The organism is Aureitalea marina, from assembly GCF_002943755.1.
Classification (GTDB): Bacteria; Bacteroidota; Bacteroidia; order Flavobacteriales; family Flavobacteriaceae; genus Aureitalea; species Aureitalea marina.
In genome coordinates this window covers 1,452,011-1,467,568 of record NZ_MQUB01000001.1, presented here as the reverse complement: position 1 = coordinate 1,467,568, position 15,558 = coordinate 1,452,011, and the positions used below count along the sequence as shown (strand labels likewise).

The 15,558-nt window shown below is 47.7% G+C and carries 11 protein-coding genes and 2 pseudogenes; 2 read left to right on the top strand and 11 right to left on the bottom strand.

Annotation, left to right across the window (positions count from 1 at the left end; all coding sequences use genetic code 11):
- Positions 1–9: 9 nt before the first annotated feature.
- The 5 genes and pseudogenes from BST85_RS06715 to BST85_RS06695 form a co-directional block, all read right to left on the bottom strand.
- Positions 10–579, bottom strand: coding sequence for a YdeI/OmpD-associated family protein (locus BST85_RS06715; protein WP_104812544.1), 570 nt, complete (start codon positions 577–579; stop codon positions 10–12).
- Positions 580–1,995 (bottom strand): amidohydrolase family protein, encoded by a 1,416-nt coding sequence (locus BST85_RS06710; RefSeq protein ID WP_104812543.1) that lies wholly within the window; start codon positions 1,993–1,995, stop codon positions 580–582.
- Positions 1,985–2,905 carry a carbon-nitrogen hydrolase family protein gene (locus BST85_RS06705; RefSeq protein WP_104812542.1) on the bottom strand — a complete coding sequence of 307 codons (921 nt, stop codon included), beginning with the start codon at positions 2,903–2,905 and terminating at the stop codon, positions 1,985–1,987. Before BST85_RS06705 ends, BST85_RS06710 begins: the two co-directional genes overlap by 11 nt.
- A complete protein-coding gene (locus tag BST85_RS06700; RefSeq protein ID WP_104812541.1) occupies positions 2,905–4,533 on the bottom strand; it encodes a M1 family metallopeptidase in 1,629 nt (542 codons plus the stop codon). The genes BST85_RS06705 and BST85_RS06700 overlap by 1 nt, the downstream gene beginning before the upstream one ends.
- A 2-nt stretch (positions 4,534–4,535) precedes the next feature.
- Positions 4,536–5,866 (bottom strand): annotated as a pseudogene (locus tag BST85_RS06695) (M28 family peptidase).
- Between the two features lie 113 nt (positions 5,867–5,979).
- Between BST85_RS06695 and BST85_RS06690 the strand changes: the two are divergent.
- Positions 5,980–6,825 (top strand): hypothetical protein, encoded by an 846-nt coding sequence (locus BST85_RS06690; protein WP_104812540.1) that lies wholly within the window; start codon positions 5,980–5,982, stop codon positions 6,823–6,825.
- Positions 6,826–6,828: 3 nt separating this feature from the next.
- Here the strand turns inward: BST85_RS06690 and BST85_RS06685 are convergent, their stop codons facing one another.
- Both BST85_RS06685 and BST85_RS14390 read right to left on the bottom strand, forming a co-directional pair.
- Positions 6,829–7,272 carry a hypothetical protein gene (locus BST85_RS06685; RefSeq protein ID WP_104812539.1) on the bottom strand — a complete coding sequence of 148 codons (444 nt, stop codon included), beginning with the start codon at positions 7,270–7,272 and terminating at the stop codon, positions 6,829–6,831.
- A gap of 40 nt (positions 7,273–7,312) precedes the next feature.
- The gene (locus BST85_RS14390) at positions 7,313–8,509 is read right to left on the bottom strand and encodes a nuclear transport factor 2 family protein (RefSeq protein WP_219842113.1); all 1,197 of its coding nucleotides are present in this window, start codon (positions 8,507–8,509) and stop codon (positions 7,313–7,315) included.
- A gap of 91 nt (positions 8,510–8,600) precedes the next feature.
- Here BST85_RS14390 and BST85_RS06675 point away from each other — a divergent pair, with 91 nt between their 5' ends.
- Positions 8,601–9,575, top strand: a complete 975-nt coding sequence (locus tag BST85_RS06675) for an aldose epimerase family protein (RefSeq protein WP_181039975.1) — start codon at positions 8,601–8,603, stop codon at positions 9,573–9,575.
- Between the two features lie 3 nt (positions 9,576–9,578).
- On the opposite strand, the pseudogene BST85_RS06670 reads toward BST85_RS06675, so the two are convergent.
- From BST85_RS06670 to BST85_RS06655, 4 genes and pseudogenes are all read right to left on the bottom strand, one after another.
- A pseudogene (locus tag BST85_RS06670) lies at positions 9,579–11,389 on the bottom strand (acyl-CoA dehydrogenase family protein).
- Positions 11,390–11,432: 43 nt separating this feature from the next.
- Positions 11,433–12,623 (bottom strand): acetyl-CoA C-acyltransferase, encoded by a 1,191-nt coding sequence (locus BST85_RS06665; protein ID WP_104812537.1) that lies wholly within the window; start codon positions 12,621–12,623, stop codon positions 11,433–11,435.
- Positions 12,624–12,625: 2 nt separating this feature from the next.
- The gene (locus BST85_RS06660; RefSeq protein WP_104812536.1) at positions 12,626–15,037 is read right to left on the bottom strand and encodes a 3-hydroxyacyl-CoA dehydrogenase/enoyl-CoA hydratase family protein; all 2,412 of its coding nucleotides are present in this window, start codon (positions 15,035–15,037) and stop codon (positions 12,626–12,628) included.
- Complete coding sequence (locus tag BST85_RS06655; RefSeq protein WP_104812535.1) at positions 15,034–15,486, bottom strand: MarR family winged helix-turn-helix transcriptional regulator; 453 nt, start codon at positions 15,484–15,486, stop codon at positions 15,034–15,036. The genes BST85_RS06660 and BST85_RS06655 overlap by 4 nt, the downstream gene beginning before the upstream one ends.
- Positions 15,487–15,558 lie beyond the last annotated feature (72 nt).

Sequence of the window (15,558 nt, the reverse complement as noted above, 5' to 3'; positions counted from 1 at the left end):
TATCCTTTTTTAGTTTCTCGCCTTGATATTGGCCGCACAAAGACGAACAACCTCAGCAATTCGCTTATTCCGGGTCTCTTCTCGCTTGGCTTCAGTGACCCAGCGGATATATGATTTTCGATAGCCCGGACTAAAATTATTGAAGTTCTCATAGGCCATGGGATTGAGATGAAATGCAGCTTGTAACGGTTCTGGAATTATGCCTTTTTCTATATCGTCAAGCTTGGTCCAGGAGCCATCTTCCAAAGCCTGTTGAATCCGCTGCCAACCGCTCTCATGCATAAGACCAGCCAGGTCAAGTTCTTCAATATATTGTTTGTTGAGGGCGCTCCAGCCACTTTTCTTTCGCCTGGGGCAAAAGTATTGTCGTCGTTTACCACCGCCCAGACTCTTTACCGTCGCATCGATCCAACCGAAACAAAGAGCTACCTTGACCGCTTCTTCCCAGCGCATGGTTGGAATCTTGGTCTCCAGTTTATTGAAGATCAAGTAAACACCCTGCTGGTAGCGGTTGTGATTGATCTCCAACCATTCTCGCCACTCCACATCCCTGGGGAAATATAGCTCTGGCTTCTCCATTTAGTCCAAACATGATTCACAACCGATCTCCTTCGCCATTTGTGCTGGGTCGAAGACCTGTCCTACTTTGATCACCTTGTCCAGTTTTCGGCTGTTACTGATATCTTCCAAGGGGTCGGCAGTGAGAATGACCAGATCCGCCACCATGCCTTCTTGTATGCTGCCAACCTGATCGTTAACACGCATAAATCTTGCGCCATTGCTAGCGGAGGTTCTGAGTGCAGCTATTGGCTCCAAACCAACGTCCACCATAGCCCTTAATTCACCGTGCAGCGAAGTGCCTGGATAAACATAAGAATTATAGGCACCGCTATCTGATCCTGAGAGCAAGGTTACGCCCTCTTCATTAAGACGGGCAGTGAGTTGTCTGAACACCTTATCCAATTGCTTCCTCTCCTCCCTGGCTTCTTCACTGGAATTGAGTGATCGATCAATTCTTCCCTGGTAGGTTGCTTGCATCTTGGGACTCACCAGTTTCAGCCAGGCATCCTGACTGTGATCTGTTTCGTCCAGGTAACTAAGTGTCTGCCCAATATATAGCGTGGGCACCACAACGGTGTTATTATCTATAAGCATCCTGGCGGTCATCTTCATCTGATCCTCACTGTAAGTGGCCATCAATTGATCCATGGAGCCCCAAAAACCCAATTCGCCTAGTTGGACTTGTTCAGTGATCTGATCCTCTTCTGCAGAACATCCTTTCAATACATAATACAAATGTTCTATGGCATCCTGACCAGCGGCTACGGCTTCATCAAGATTGACCGTAAAAGGCATATGTCCGCTGCTGATATATCCTCGATTTTCTGCCTCTTGCAGGGACCACAAATAGGCTTCTCGTGAGATCCGACTATCATAAAGTTTGACAAAATCCACTTTAAGACTTTGCAGGGAGTCCAAGGCCTTACTGACCGAGGGATCAGAATCCACTACCAGGGAGCCTGCCCAGGTGGCATTAGGGCCGTCCAGTTTAGGTCCGGCCGTATAGATGGTGGGACCATCCAGCAGGCCGGAATTGATGGAATCCCGCCAACCAATGACTTCCAGGCCCAGATCACCACCGGCATCTCTCACACTGGTAATCCCGTTGATCAGGAACCACCTGAGGTAGTCCTTGTTCTCTTGGATCAGGGAATCCCCACCTCTGAAATGGACATGATTGTCCCAGAACCCGGGAAGTATGAATTTACCCGTGGCATCGATCACTCGATCAGCAGGTAATCTCTCACTGCTGATACTGTCAATGATGCCATCCTTGATGTAGATGTTCCCCTGGCTATAGACTCCGCTATCGAGATCGAGGATTTGACCTCCTTCTAAAGCCAAGTCCCATCTAGGCTGCTGGCGGTTTTGACATCCAATTAGGACCAAAATCAAGAGCGGTCCTACTAATCTAAATTCTGGCTTATTCTTCATAGGTCGGAGGTTGATCGGGAACGTCAAACTTAAAGATATCAGGACGGTTGTAGTGCGCTTTGGGGTCAAAGTCAAGCTTGGACCTGTTAATGTCTTCCAGGTCAATTTCGGCTACCACCAGACCGGACTCATCCCATAGGGGTCCCGCAATAATTTCTCCAAAGGGGGATACGATCACGCTTCCGCCGCGGCATTTTGCTCTTTCCTCATTTCTAAGTTGAGAGCTCAATTCTTCCGGGTACATATCCGGTGTGAAATACTGATTACAACCCATCACAAAGCAACGCCCCTCCAGGGCAATATGCTGTAAACTCCGTACCCAGCTGTCGCGTGCATCCGCTGTTGGAGCCAAATAAATTTGCACCCCTCTCTCATACATGCTCATCCTGGCCAGGGGCATGTAGTTCTCCCAACAAATAAGCCCACCCAGACGTCCTATCTCAGTCTGAAAACTGACCAGGCTTTCCGCACCAGCTTCTGCCCAGATCACGCGTTCTGTTCCCGTCGGTTTGATCTTTCGATGCACTCCCATGATACCTTTTTCCGGAGAAACATACACCATAGAACAATATAGACTTCCGTGATCCTGCTCTTTTTCAGTTATTCCAACAACCAAGTATTGTTGGTGTTCTTTAGCCAGATCTTCCAGCAAGGCCCCGTCCTCACCACTGAGGTCCATGCTCTGTTTGTGATATTGATTGTAGAGTTCGCGGCCCTCATCATTCCTGCTTCCCACAACTGCTCCAAAATCGAAGCCCCTTGGATAACCCGGGATGAACGATTCGGGGAATACAACCAGGTCGCACTTATTCTTGGCGCATTCCGCAGTCCAATGGGCTAATTGTTCCAGGCCTTTCTCTTTATCGAAAAAAGCTGAAGCTTGCTGAACTAAGCCCACCCAGACCTTCATTAGTTTTTTTTATGATTCTCGGAATTGATGTAGAAATCCCGCTTGATCTCGAATTTCTCAATTGTCTCTTTCCATTCCAGTTGCTCTAAAGTTGCCTTGGGAAAGATCCATTGTTCCTCTCCGTTGATCAGGGCAATGACTGGCATGTCGAATCCTTCTATGATATTCTCGTAATAGAATTCTAAGGTCTTATCCTCAATCGAATAATTCAGTACAGGGATCTTGGATGTCCTTAGATACTGGTCAAAGAAACTGGAGAGATCGGCTCCTTTTTGGGCACTGAGATAATCTTCTACCTGCTTGGAACTTACGGTTTGATGATAGAATTCCTTGTTAAGCCCTCGCAACATCTGCCGCCACTTTTCATCATCTTCCACTAACTGTCTGAGAGTATGTAGCATATTGGCTCCCTTGTAATACATATCGTTACCACCAGATCGAGCCACTCCATAGTCTCCGATAATGGGAGTCTGATTCTGAATATTCCTGCGCGTTCCGATGACATAGTCGGCGGAAGCATCTGTCCCGTGATAGTAATCCAGGTACAGGTTTTCACTATAGGCCGTGAACCCTTCATGAATCCACATATCTGCCACATCCGTATTGGTAATGTTGTTGGCAAACCACTCGTGACCAGCCTCATGAATGATAATGAAATCGAACTTTAGACCCCAGCCCGAACCGGACAGGTCTGTTCCGCGGTAGCCGTTCTGATAGCCGTTTCCATAGGTCACACTACTTTGGTGTTCCATACCCAAATATGGAACTTCTACCAGCTTAAAGCTATCCTCGTAAAAAGGGTAGGGGCCAAACCAGTGTTCAAAGGCCTTCATCATCATGGGGGTTTGTTTGAACTGCTCCCTGGCCTTTTCTTCATTTTCCCGAAGTACCCAATAGTCCAGATCCAGATTGCCGGCCTCACCGGCATAGGTTTCCTGGAAATTGACGTAATCTCCGATGTTCACATTCACTCCATAATTGTTGATCGGGTTGACCACCTTCCAATGATAGGTGATTCGGTCGGCCGCTTCCCATTTGCGGAGCAATCTGCCATTTCCTACCGCAGTTAGCCCAGCGGGTACATTGATCTTAAGGTCAACCCCCTTATCAGGCTCATCCGCCGGATGGTCCTTGTTGGGCCACCAGACACTAGAACCAATACCCTGGTTCGAGGTCGCAATGAAGGCTTTACCGTTGCTGTCTTGCTGCCAGGTCCATCCACCGTCCCATGGCGGACGTACGGCCACTTTGGGTTCCCCAGACCAGTAAATGGTCACCTGATCTTCTGCACTGATGTCGATCTCGGGCAATTCCAGATAATGGGCACTAGCCTCGTTCGTCACTTTGATTATTTGACCCTTGTACACAACTGAATCGATCTGCATGGGTGCTTGCAGGTCTATCTGCATCTTATCGGAAGTACTGATGGTTTTAAAGGTGATCACATTGGTACCACTGATATATTGCTGCTGGGGATAGACCTTGACCTCCAGGTCATAATGCTGCAGATCCCACCAGGCCCGCTCTGGGGTTATACTCCCACGGATGCTGTCTTCCCTGGTATAAGTCTGGGCCAATAAAGAAGTGGACCAAAGCAGCAGGATCAAAAGGATTAGGTTGATTCGCATACTTATCTGAAAATTCCACTCGGAAATACAACCGGGCTCTCGTGCCCATCTGCACCAATGGCAGCCACACCGAAGAAATAATTGTCGATGACAATACCATCCAGGGTGTATTCCGAAACATCCCCAACAACCATATGATGATCCCAGGTAGGAGAGGTAGTGTCTCTCCAGTACAACTTATAACCCACAGCGCCATCTACTTTCTTCCAACGCAATTTGGCTGAAGGTTCAACAATACCTCCGATCTCAACCTCAGTTGGAGCCGTAGGCGCCCAGGCCAGGCTAGCCAGGTTGATCGCATTGACCGCCGTAAGTTTGGCCGCGTAGTCAAAGTTGACAAATTTGAGTTTGTCGCCGTATTCAATTCCATTCTCCGTCCGGATATCCTGGTGTTGCTGGGTATAGTTCTCATGGGCCTCCATGATCCTTACCCCTGCAAAGCCCTGGTCGTTGAATGGGCGATGATGTCCCCCTCGGCCAAAACGGTCCAGGCGATAGATCATCATGGGGTTCATCTCTGGCATATAGGTTTTGGTGGTCTTGTGTATGTACCGAGCCAGTTGTCGGCTAATGCCGTCCACTTCACCCCCGTAAAAACGACGTCCTCGGCGTTGCCGTTCAGTTTCGGTAGGGGGACAGGTTCTGAAAAGATGCGGAAATCACGGTTGCTGATCACCCCATTGACCCCTTGTATGTTCCCGATCATGTCGTTGTTCAGTACTCCTATGATCTCCCAGCCTTTGTCTTTGGCAAATTGGGCAAATCCTTTACCGCCGTATAGTCCTTGCTCTTCTCCGCTAAGACCCAGGAAAATCACACTGCTCTCAAACTGATATTTCGAAAGAACTCTGGCTGCCTCTATGGTTCCGGCCATGCCGGAAGCGTTGTCGTTGGCGCCGGGAGAATCGTCCGTGTAATTGGTAGGATCGCTGATCCTGGAATCGATGTCCCCACTCATGATCACGTAGCGGTTGGGATATTTACTGCCCTTGAGCACAGCAGCAACATTAACGATATTCACGTCTTTAACGATGCGATTGTTGTCGCCTTTAGGGATGAGATTGCTTTGATAAAAAACTTCCAGGCAGTTATTGCAGTCCTGTGAGATCTTATCAAATTCCGCCTTGATCCACCTTCGGGCCGCTCCAATTCCCCTGGTTTCCGAGATGGTATCGCTAAGGGTATGTCGGGTGCCGAAGTTGGCCAATGTGGTAATGTCCGCTTCAATGCGATTTGCCGATACGTCATTGATGATGTCATAAATCCGGCTGTCCGATTGTGCGAAGAGGAGACCGAAAGACATGATGGTAAAAAATGTCAGTGTGCTTTTCATGTGTGTATTTTGTTTTAAAAATAGGAAATCTCAAGCGGTCATCTATGATCATGCAACGCTTTAGCGGTTTCTTAAGAATTTGATACTTTTAAGATCCAAGTCTAAGACAATAGGTGAATTCTACAATTCGAACTTACAATCTCTATTTACACTTTTGGCTTCTGCTGGCAGTTGCTTTATTCTCAGGAACTTTCGAGTTAATTGGGCAGCAACAGGACACCCTGGAGACCAAGCGCTATTCAGAGTCCGACAGACGCTGGTTACTGGATCTGCCGCTTTGGATTCCGGGGCTCAGGGGCAAGTTGGCTTATGGCGAACTTGAATTTTCATCCGGAGGTGGAGATAGCGAAAGAGAATTTGATCGGCTTAATGGGGATACCGGATTGGAATTCTACTTTTCAGCGCGCTTTCAATTGGATCTGGGCAAGTTCCAGATCTATGCCGACGGATTCACCGGTCGGATAGGCACTTCGTTTCAATTCCAAAGACCGGATGGCTCGGCTACAGAACTAGTCTATTATCGAGTTAATGGAAGCATTGTTCGCCTGATGGGCGGTTATGCTTTATTGGATTCTGGTCCCGAACCAAAATTACCCTGGAAATTATACGGATATCTCGGAGTTCGATACATCAATATGAGCTTGTTCTCTCAATTGCCGGGTGGTTCTGATCTGGTCAACGTAGAACCTTCTTTTTTTGAGCCTATGTTAGGAGCTGTAATTGCATTGGATCCGGGCCGTTTCAGAATTGAGGCACACCTGGATGCCAGTACCTGGGACAACAATTTTACCTGGGCATTGAGCAATAGTGTGCGCTACAGGATCTCGCCACTTATCGATGTTCACCTAGGAACTGCTTGGTATAATATCGACTATCGCAAGGAATTAGGAGGCCAAACCTTCGATATGGATATCTCTCTTTTTGGCCCCACTGCCGGGGTGGGTTTCTGGATCAAGTAAAAATTAGGGATCAATCTGTTTAGGCAACAGATAAACCTCTTCGTCTTCTTCGGAGAATAACTTACCATTGTAAAAAAGTGCCGATATGATATAACTATTCCCACAGCTGGATTCCCTGGTCTCAAAATCGACTCGCAACCTTTCTGTATTGTCGGCATCCAATTCCAAGTTATAGGTTGCCCCGTTCTGTATATCGGGAAAGGGTACAAGCAACGTTTCTCTAGTTCCAAAAGACACAGGTCTCAGATAGATGACCTTACCCGCGCCTGCCAGTTTAAAGGAATCTTGGGTGAATACTGTTCCGATCAATGGATTGCCAGCCTGGTCTATAAATCCTATCGCGAACCAATTTGGTGGCGGGAGAACGAGGGAACAATCGGGTTCTCTATCGTCGGATTCACAGCTGATCAGGGCTAATAGACAAAGTAGGAGGAAAGGTCTTTTCATAACTTTTATCAAAAGACGTATTGCGGTCTGGTTGGTTGCGTTATCTGAGGAAGGTCACTTTAACGATCTTTCCGTTCTCCACCTCGTAAATGGCAACTGCCGTGAATTGCTGACCATTTGCAGTGACCAGTTCGTGATCGATCACGCGATTTCCGATAACGATCCGCTTTTGGATCTCACAGTGCAGATCCGGGGTGCTGTCAAAGAAGCCCGCATATTGTTTACGCATGGATTCTTGCCCTTCTCCCATCAATTGGTCCGGGAAGTTATAAAGAGCGATATCGTCACTGTAGGTCGCCATAAAACCATCGATGTCCCTATTGTTATAGGCATCCAATTGTTGCTGTACGATCTGTTCGGTCGCACTGATCACTGGCATGGCGACTATGGCGATCTGATCCTTACCTGGATTTTTAGACATTCGAGTAATTTCATCAATGCCAAAATCACTTAAGTCCCCAACTTGTTTCCATTCCCCACCCACGAATAGGTCGTAAATAAATAGCCTTGGACCACTACCGATCAGGATCTGATCGTTATTTAACCAGATGTAGTCCTGAATACCAATAGGTAATTGGGCAATAAAGAAACTTTCCCCAGAATCCAGATCCAATTGGAAGATCTCGTGGTTGCCATCCTCATTGACTAGGGTATAACTCACGGCCTTCTTGTTGGGGCGTATGTTTATGGAGCGACCTGAAATGTCGAACAAGGTGTCGATCTGTTTGGCCATAAGATCTACCCTGACCAGGTCCAGCCGGTTATCTGAAAGAACAGAACCAATGAGGTCGTTGGGGTTTATTATGGTGAAGTAGGCCATCCGAAGCCCCTTTATCAGTTCTGTTGAGTTACTGTCCTTGGTATACAGATAGAGACCCTGGTATCCGGTTGTATCTAAACGGACGGCTAGTACATCCTCGGAATCGACGCTTAAACGTTGAGGAGAATATTCTCCACCCGAGGTCAGTTGAAAGGGAGTACGGGCTTCAGAACCATCGGTCGTCTGCAAGGCGATCTCTGTAGCTCCGTTTTGTGTGCGGCCATACACCACTGTATCCTCGTCATACCAGGAGGGTTGATTGTCATAGCCCATATTGTTGGACAAATTCTTGAAACCCGTTGCAGTCAATTGGGATTCCTTCAATTGATAATCCAGGAGATAAACATCCGTATTTGGTTGGGCCAGGCCGAGTTGCCAAAATCCAAGAAAAAGTAACAGAACAATAAAATTTTTCATAATTGTTTTGATGTGCCTTAAAGATAGAATTTATTGCGGTTTACTAACAGGCTTGATAGTTGTTTCAATAGGCCTATCTTTAGTCTTTAAGATGGAAGAGAACAATCCGATAGTTCTACAACACAAGGATGGCGTACAATTAGAATTACTAGCCTATGGAGCCAGTGTATACCGATTGTTGGTTCCGGATCGCAAAGGTCGTTTGGTTGATGTGGTGGTCGGACCTAAGGATGCAAAAACCTTGAGTGATCCCGCTTTTGGTTTTTCCATTTGGTGTATGGGCAGTAGCGTAGGTCCTTTCGCCGGTAGAGTCTCTGGCGGAGGATTTGAGTTGATGGGCAACAAATACCCCTTGACCTCTATAAATGGAAGCTGCCTGCATAGCGGAGCTGATGGCTGGCAGAATCGAAGGTGGAAAATAGAAGAGATTAGTGATGCGGACATCCCTTTTGTTCGCATGAGCTTATCAGCAGACCAAAAGGAGTTCGAATTCCCGGGAAAGTACACTGCTGAGGTAACTTACCGGTTAGAAAACAGCGCTGTGAAGATCGACTATCGAGTGACCACGGAGCTCCCCATGATCATCAATCCCACCAATCACACCTATTTTAACCCGGGTGGATCCATCTCATTGAAGGGTTGTCAACTAAAGATAAATGCGTCGACCTATCTGGAAACAGACCAAAATCTAATTCCCACCGGGAATAAGTTGGAGGTTACCGATACGCCATTCGATTTCCAGAAGAAAAGGACCTTTGAAGGTCATCCGGTCTTGGACAGTTGTTTTGTGCTCGAAGAAGAGGGGGCTGCCGGGGAAATATATTCACCGGATACCGGGATTTTTATACAGGCAGAGACCAATCAACCAGGATTGGTGGTCTTTACTCCCAAAAAACTAAACGGTCTCCAATTGAAAGATCAAATGGAGACCGTTGCTTTTCCTGCGATCTGCCTGGAGTGTCAGAACTTTCCGGATGCCCCTAATCAAAAGGCTTTTCCTTCGTCTGTCTTACTTCCGGGACAGTGCTATCACAACGAGATCATCTATCGTTTTGGAATCCGATAGTCCCTAGAAAGGATAGGTGTTCTCTGCAGTTACCTTGTCTGCGATCAAATGCCTCAAGGCAACAATATTTGGCATTTCCTGGTACTTGGTAAACCGTTTTAAGCCCATAAGCATCATGCGTTGCTCGTCTCCTTCGGCAAAGGAGATGATCCCTTCTTTTGCCTTACGGGTAATGATGTCCACGGCATGGTATAGATTCAGCTGGGCCATGGCGATCTGCTCTTTCTGGGTTTCCTCGCCATAGCGTTTGGCGTTCTTTTCGGCCCTAAGTACGGCGCTTTCTGCCATATAGATCTCGATCAGAATGTCTGCAGCAGCCATAAGAAGTTGCTGATGCTCTTCCAGCTGAGGTCCAAACTTCTGCACAGCACTACCGGCAACCATCAAGAAGACCTTTTTCAGTTTGGCGATCATGGCCTTCTCCTGGGACATCAGTTCAGAATAGTCCGGAGTCTCAAAAGAGGGAATGCTGGTCAGTTCGTTCCCTACAGCCATGGCTGGCTCCAAAAGGTTGACATGCCCTTTCATGGCTTTTTTGACCAACATGCCCACAGCCAACATACGGTTGATCTCGTTGGTACCCTCGTAGATACGGGAAATACGGGCATCTCTCCAAGCAGCCTCCATGGGGGTATCGGCACTAAAGCCCATCCCTCCAAATATCTGGATTCCTTCATCCGAGCAATTCTGCATATCCTCGGAAACGGCTACTTTCAATATGGAACATTCAATGGCATATTCCTCCACACCTTTGAGTTCGGCTTCCTGGTGAGTATTACCATCTTCCATTCGCATAGCAATGCGATCTTCGATATTCTTGGCGGCGCGATAACATCCGCTTTCTCCCACATACATGGCTGTGGCCATTTCCGCGAGTTTGGCTTTGATCGCCCCGAATTTGGCGATAGGGGTCTTGAATTGAATACGGTCGTTGGCGTATTTGGTCGATTCTCCGATCACTCGTCTTTGTGCATCAAGACAGGCAGCAGCCAGTTTGATACGTCCTACGTTCAAGGCATTCATAGCAATCTTGAAGCCAGCGCCTCTATCGGATAACATATTCTCTACTGGCACCTTGGTCTCGTTAAAGAATACCTGGCGGGTGGAGGAGGAGTGAATTCCCAGTTTCTGCTCTTCTTCTCCCAGAGTGATCCCATTGCCCGGGTCGTTCTCTACTATGAACCCGGTGATATATTTGTCATCCTCTATACGGGCAAATACGATGAAAAGATCACAGAATCCCGCGTTGGAGATCCACATCTTTTGACCACTGATCGAATAGTGGCTCCCATCTTCTGAAAGTACGGCTTTGGTCTTTCCGCTATTGGCGTCACTACCGGCACCTGGTTCTGTGAGGCAATAGGCTCCAAACCATTCGCCGGTGGCCAGTTTGGGAACATACTTCTGCTTCTGTTCTTCCGTTCCGTATAAAGTGATAGGCATGGTGCCAATCCCAGTATGTGCTCCGAAAGCAGTTGCCAGGGAACCAGTTGCACCAGAAATGTAATCGCAGACTAACATAGTAGTCACAAAGCCCATTCCCAGTCCGCCATAGGCTTCAGGGACGGCTATGCCCAGCAATCCCAGTTCTCCTGCCTTTTGCATGATTTCTTCGGTGAAGGCATAATCCTTCTTTTCGAATCGCTCTTTGTGAGGCCAAACCTCCCGGTCGATAAATTCCTGTACGGAATCCCGCATCATCTTTTGTTCCTCGGAAAAATCTTCCGGGTAAATATATCTTCACAGGGAGTCTCTTTCACAATAAATTGACCTCCGCGTATGATCTCCTGTTGGGTGTTGTCTAAAGTTTCCATAGTCTTTTTCGTTAGGCGTTAAGTGTTAACCGCTAGCCGTGATTTAGTTCAAAAATTCATAGATACCGGCGGCTCCTTGTCCTGTTCCCACACACATGGTCACCATACCGTATTTTCCCTTCATCTCTCGTTTTCTCATCTCGTCAAAGAGCTGTACGGAGAGCTTGGCCCCGGTACATCCCAAGGGGTGTCCAAGGGCAATGGCTCCACCGTTCACGTTGATGATATCTTTATTGAGGTCCAATTCCCGGATCACAGCCAGTGATTGGGAAGCAAATGCTTCGTTCAGTTCGATCAGATCAATATTTTGTTGTTGCAATCCAGCCTGCTTCAGGGCTTTGGGAATTGCTTTTACAGGTCCTATTCCCATGATACGAGGGGGTACACCCGCCACCGCAAAATTGACCATGCGGGCAATGGGCTCCAGGTTTAGTTCTTTAACCATGGCTTCACTCATTACCAATACGAAGGCCGCTCCGTCACTCATCTGAGAAGAGTTACCAGCGGTAACACTTCCTCCTTGGGCGAATACCGGTCTGAGTTTGGCTAATGCTTCCAGGTTGGTACCTTTCCTTGGACCTTCATCTGTTTGGACCGTATAATTGCGGCTTTCTTTTTTACCAGCTGAGTTGATAAAGGTCTCCTCAATGTTGATCGGGACGATCTGATCTTTGAATCGATCTTCTGCCTGAGCCTTTAAGGCCTTCATATGGGAGTTATAGGCAAACTCATCCTGATCCTCCCGGCTTACCTTGAATTGATTGGCCACTTCCTCGGCGGTCAGTCCCATGCCCCAATAATAGTCCTCATGCCCTTCCTTGGCGATCTGGTAGTCTGGTGTGGGTTTGTAACCGCCCATGGGGATGTAGCTCATACTTTCTGCTCCACCGGCGATGATACAATCGGCCATTCCGCTTTGGATCTTGGCTGTAGCCATGGCAATGGTCTCAATACCCGAGGCGCAGTAGCGATTAACGGTCACACCGGGAACATCTTCAATTTCCAGTCCCATCAGGGAGATGAGTCTGGCCATATTAAGGCCTTGTTCCGCTTCCGGCATGGCGTTCCCTACAATTACATCATCGATGCGTTTTTTGTCCAATTCAGGCACCTCTGCCATCATATAGGCAATGGTCTCTGCGGCCAGCTCGTCTGGTCTTTTAAACCGGAACAATCCCCTTGGGGCCTTGCCAACGGCGGTACGATATGCTTTAACTATATATGCTGTGTTCATGATCAGTTTCTTAGGGGTTTTCCTTTTTGTAACATATGCTGCAAGCGTTCCAAGGTCTTGCGTTCTCCACAAAGGCTCAAGAAGGCCTCTCTCTCCAGGTCCAGCAAGTATTGTTCACTGACCAGGCTTGGTTCACTCAAGTCACCACCGGCCATCACATAGGCCAGTTTGTTAGCGATCTTTCTGTCGTGTTCACTGATATAGTGGGCCGCTTCCATAGAATCTGTCCCAACCAGGAACATCCCGAGGGCCTGTTTTCCTAATACCTTGACATCTTTCCGCTTCACAGGCTGGGTATAACCCATATCGGCCATTTGACGAGCTACGGACTTAGCTGTAGCTATCTGTCTGTCTTTATTGACCACCACCAGGTCTTTACCCGGCTTTAGTATATCCAGGTCAAAGGCTTCGTAGGCTGAGGTAGACACCTTGGCCATTCCGATGGTCAGGAAGTACTCCTGAAGTCGGTTCAGTTCGACGTCGTTCTTCATAAAACCATCACTAGCTCGTAGTGCCATTTCTTTGCTACCACCACCACCTGGGATCACACCAACACCAAACTCCACCAGTCCAATGTAGCTTTCTGCAGCGGCCACGACGCGGTCGGCATGCAAGGTCATTTCACAACCACCCCCTAAGGTCATCCCATGCGGAGCAACAACAGTTGGAATCGCAGAATAGCGCAGTCGCATCACGGTATCCTGGAAGTATTTGATAGCCATGTTCAGCTCGTCATACTCCTGTTCTACGGCCATCATAAAGATCATCCCAATATTGGCCCCCACGGAGAAATTCGCTCCCTGGTTCCCAATTACCAGTCCGTCATAGCTCTTTTCAGCGAGGTCGATGGCCTTGTTCAGGCCAGCAAGTACATCTCCACCTATGCTGTTCATTTTAGACCGGAACTCTACATTCAGTATTCCGTCGCCCAGATCTTCTACCACGACACCAGAATTCTTGAAGACTGCCTGACTTTCCCTGATGTTGTCCAAGATGATAAAAGCATCCTGTCCAGGGATCTTGACTTGTTGCCCATTGTTGAGGTCATAGCAGTAAGAAGCTCCCTGCTCAACGGTATAGAACGAGGTCTGACCTTGAGCGATCATATCGGTCACCCAGGGTGCAACGCTTTTACCAGCAGCCTCGGCCAGTTCTACTCCTTTTTTCAATCCGACGGCGTCCCAGATCTGGAAAGGCCCGTGTTCCCATCCAAAACCGGCCTTCATGGCATCGTCTATTTTGTATACCTCCTCGGATATCTCCGGAATGCGGTTGGAGACATAGGCAAACATGGCCCCAAAATTCTTTCTGTAGAATTCTCCCGCCTTATCCTTGCCACCTACCAATACGGCGAAACGATCGATCACATTGTCAATGGATTTGGTCATTTCCAGGGTAGGGAAGGAGGCTCTTTTCTTTCCTCTATATTCCAGTGTTTGCAGATCCAGCGATAAGATCTCACTGCGACCGTTCTCTCCTTTGATCTTTTTGTAAAACCCTTGTCCGGTCTTACTGCCCAACCAATTATTCTCCATCATGGTGTTGATAAAGGCAGGTATTTGGAACAACTCGTGCTCCTCATCATCCGGACAGTTCTTATACAGTCCATTGGCCACGTGCACCAAGGTATCCAGACCGACCACGTCCACTGTCCTGAAGGTCGCAGACTTAGGTCGACCGATGACGGGTCCGGTCAATTTATCGACCTCTTCTATTGTGAGACCCATGTCCTGAACCAGGTGAAACAGGCTTTGGATACCGTAGATTCCAATTCGATTCCCAATAAATGCAGGAGTGTCTTTGGCCAGGACAGAAGTCTTACCCAAAAATTGTTCCCCATAACCGTTAAGGAACTCGAGTATTTCCGGCTTGGTCTTCGGTCCGGGAATGATCTCGAAAAGTTTTAAATAACGTGGAGGATTAAAGAAATGTGTTCCACAGAAGTGTTGCTGAAAGTCTTCAGAACGACCTTCGCTCATAAACTGAATAGGGATTCCGGACGTATTGGAGGTGATCAGGGTACCCGGTTTGCGATACTTCTCGATCTGCTCGAAGACCTGTTGTTTGATGTCCAGACGTTCCACGACCACTTCGATGATCCAATCGGCATCGGTAACCTTGGCCAGATCGTCCTCCAGGTTTCCTGTAGTGATCCTCGCGGCAAAATTTTTGTGATAAAGTGGGGCAGGTTTGGATTTAATAGCTGCTGCCAAAGCATCGTTCACCAACCGATTCCGAACCCGTTTGTCTTTTAGGCTCAGGCCGGCAGCTTTTTCTTTTTCCTTCAGCTCTCGTGGGACAATGTCCAGTAACAGCACCTCCACACCTACATTGGCAAAGTGGCAGGCAATACCGCTACCCATTATCCCTGAGCCGATAACAGCAACACGCTGAATTCTTCTCTTTTCTGTCATTGCGAAATTTTTTCCTGAGGGTATATTTTTTTGGAGTGTATCAGATCCAGTATGGTGTTGGCCACCTGCTTAAAGGTCTGCAGTTTTTCCTCTGAGACTGCCTCCTGAACGGCTTCGTCAAAACGAAGCACGACCTGTTTAGAGTAGTCTCGCATCTCTCGTCCGAAAGGCGTGAGGCAGATCAGTACAGACCTACCGTCAGCAGGGTTGGGCCGTCGCTCGATCAGACCTTTTTCCTCCATGTTCTTTAAGGTTCGGGACAAACTGGTAGCTTCCATTCCCATTTTGGGCCCAAGGGCGGTAGAAGGTGTGCCTTCTTCAGGATCAATACTGATCAGTGCAAACCCGGTAGCCATGGTCGATTCCTTCTTACCGGCCTCTTCGTTGTACATTTTTTGTACCTGCATCCAAGTGGCGCGAAGGATGTAGTCAATAGTCTTTTCTTTCAAGTTGGAATTTTTAGGATTCCAAATATACTAAAAAATACTATGCATGCATAATAAATAATTACTTTTTTGAGA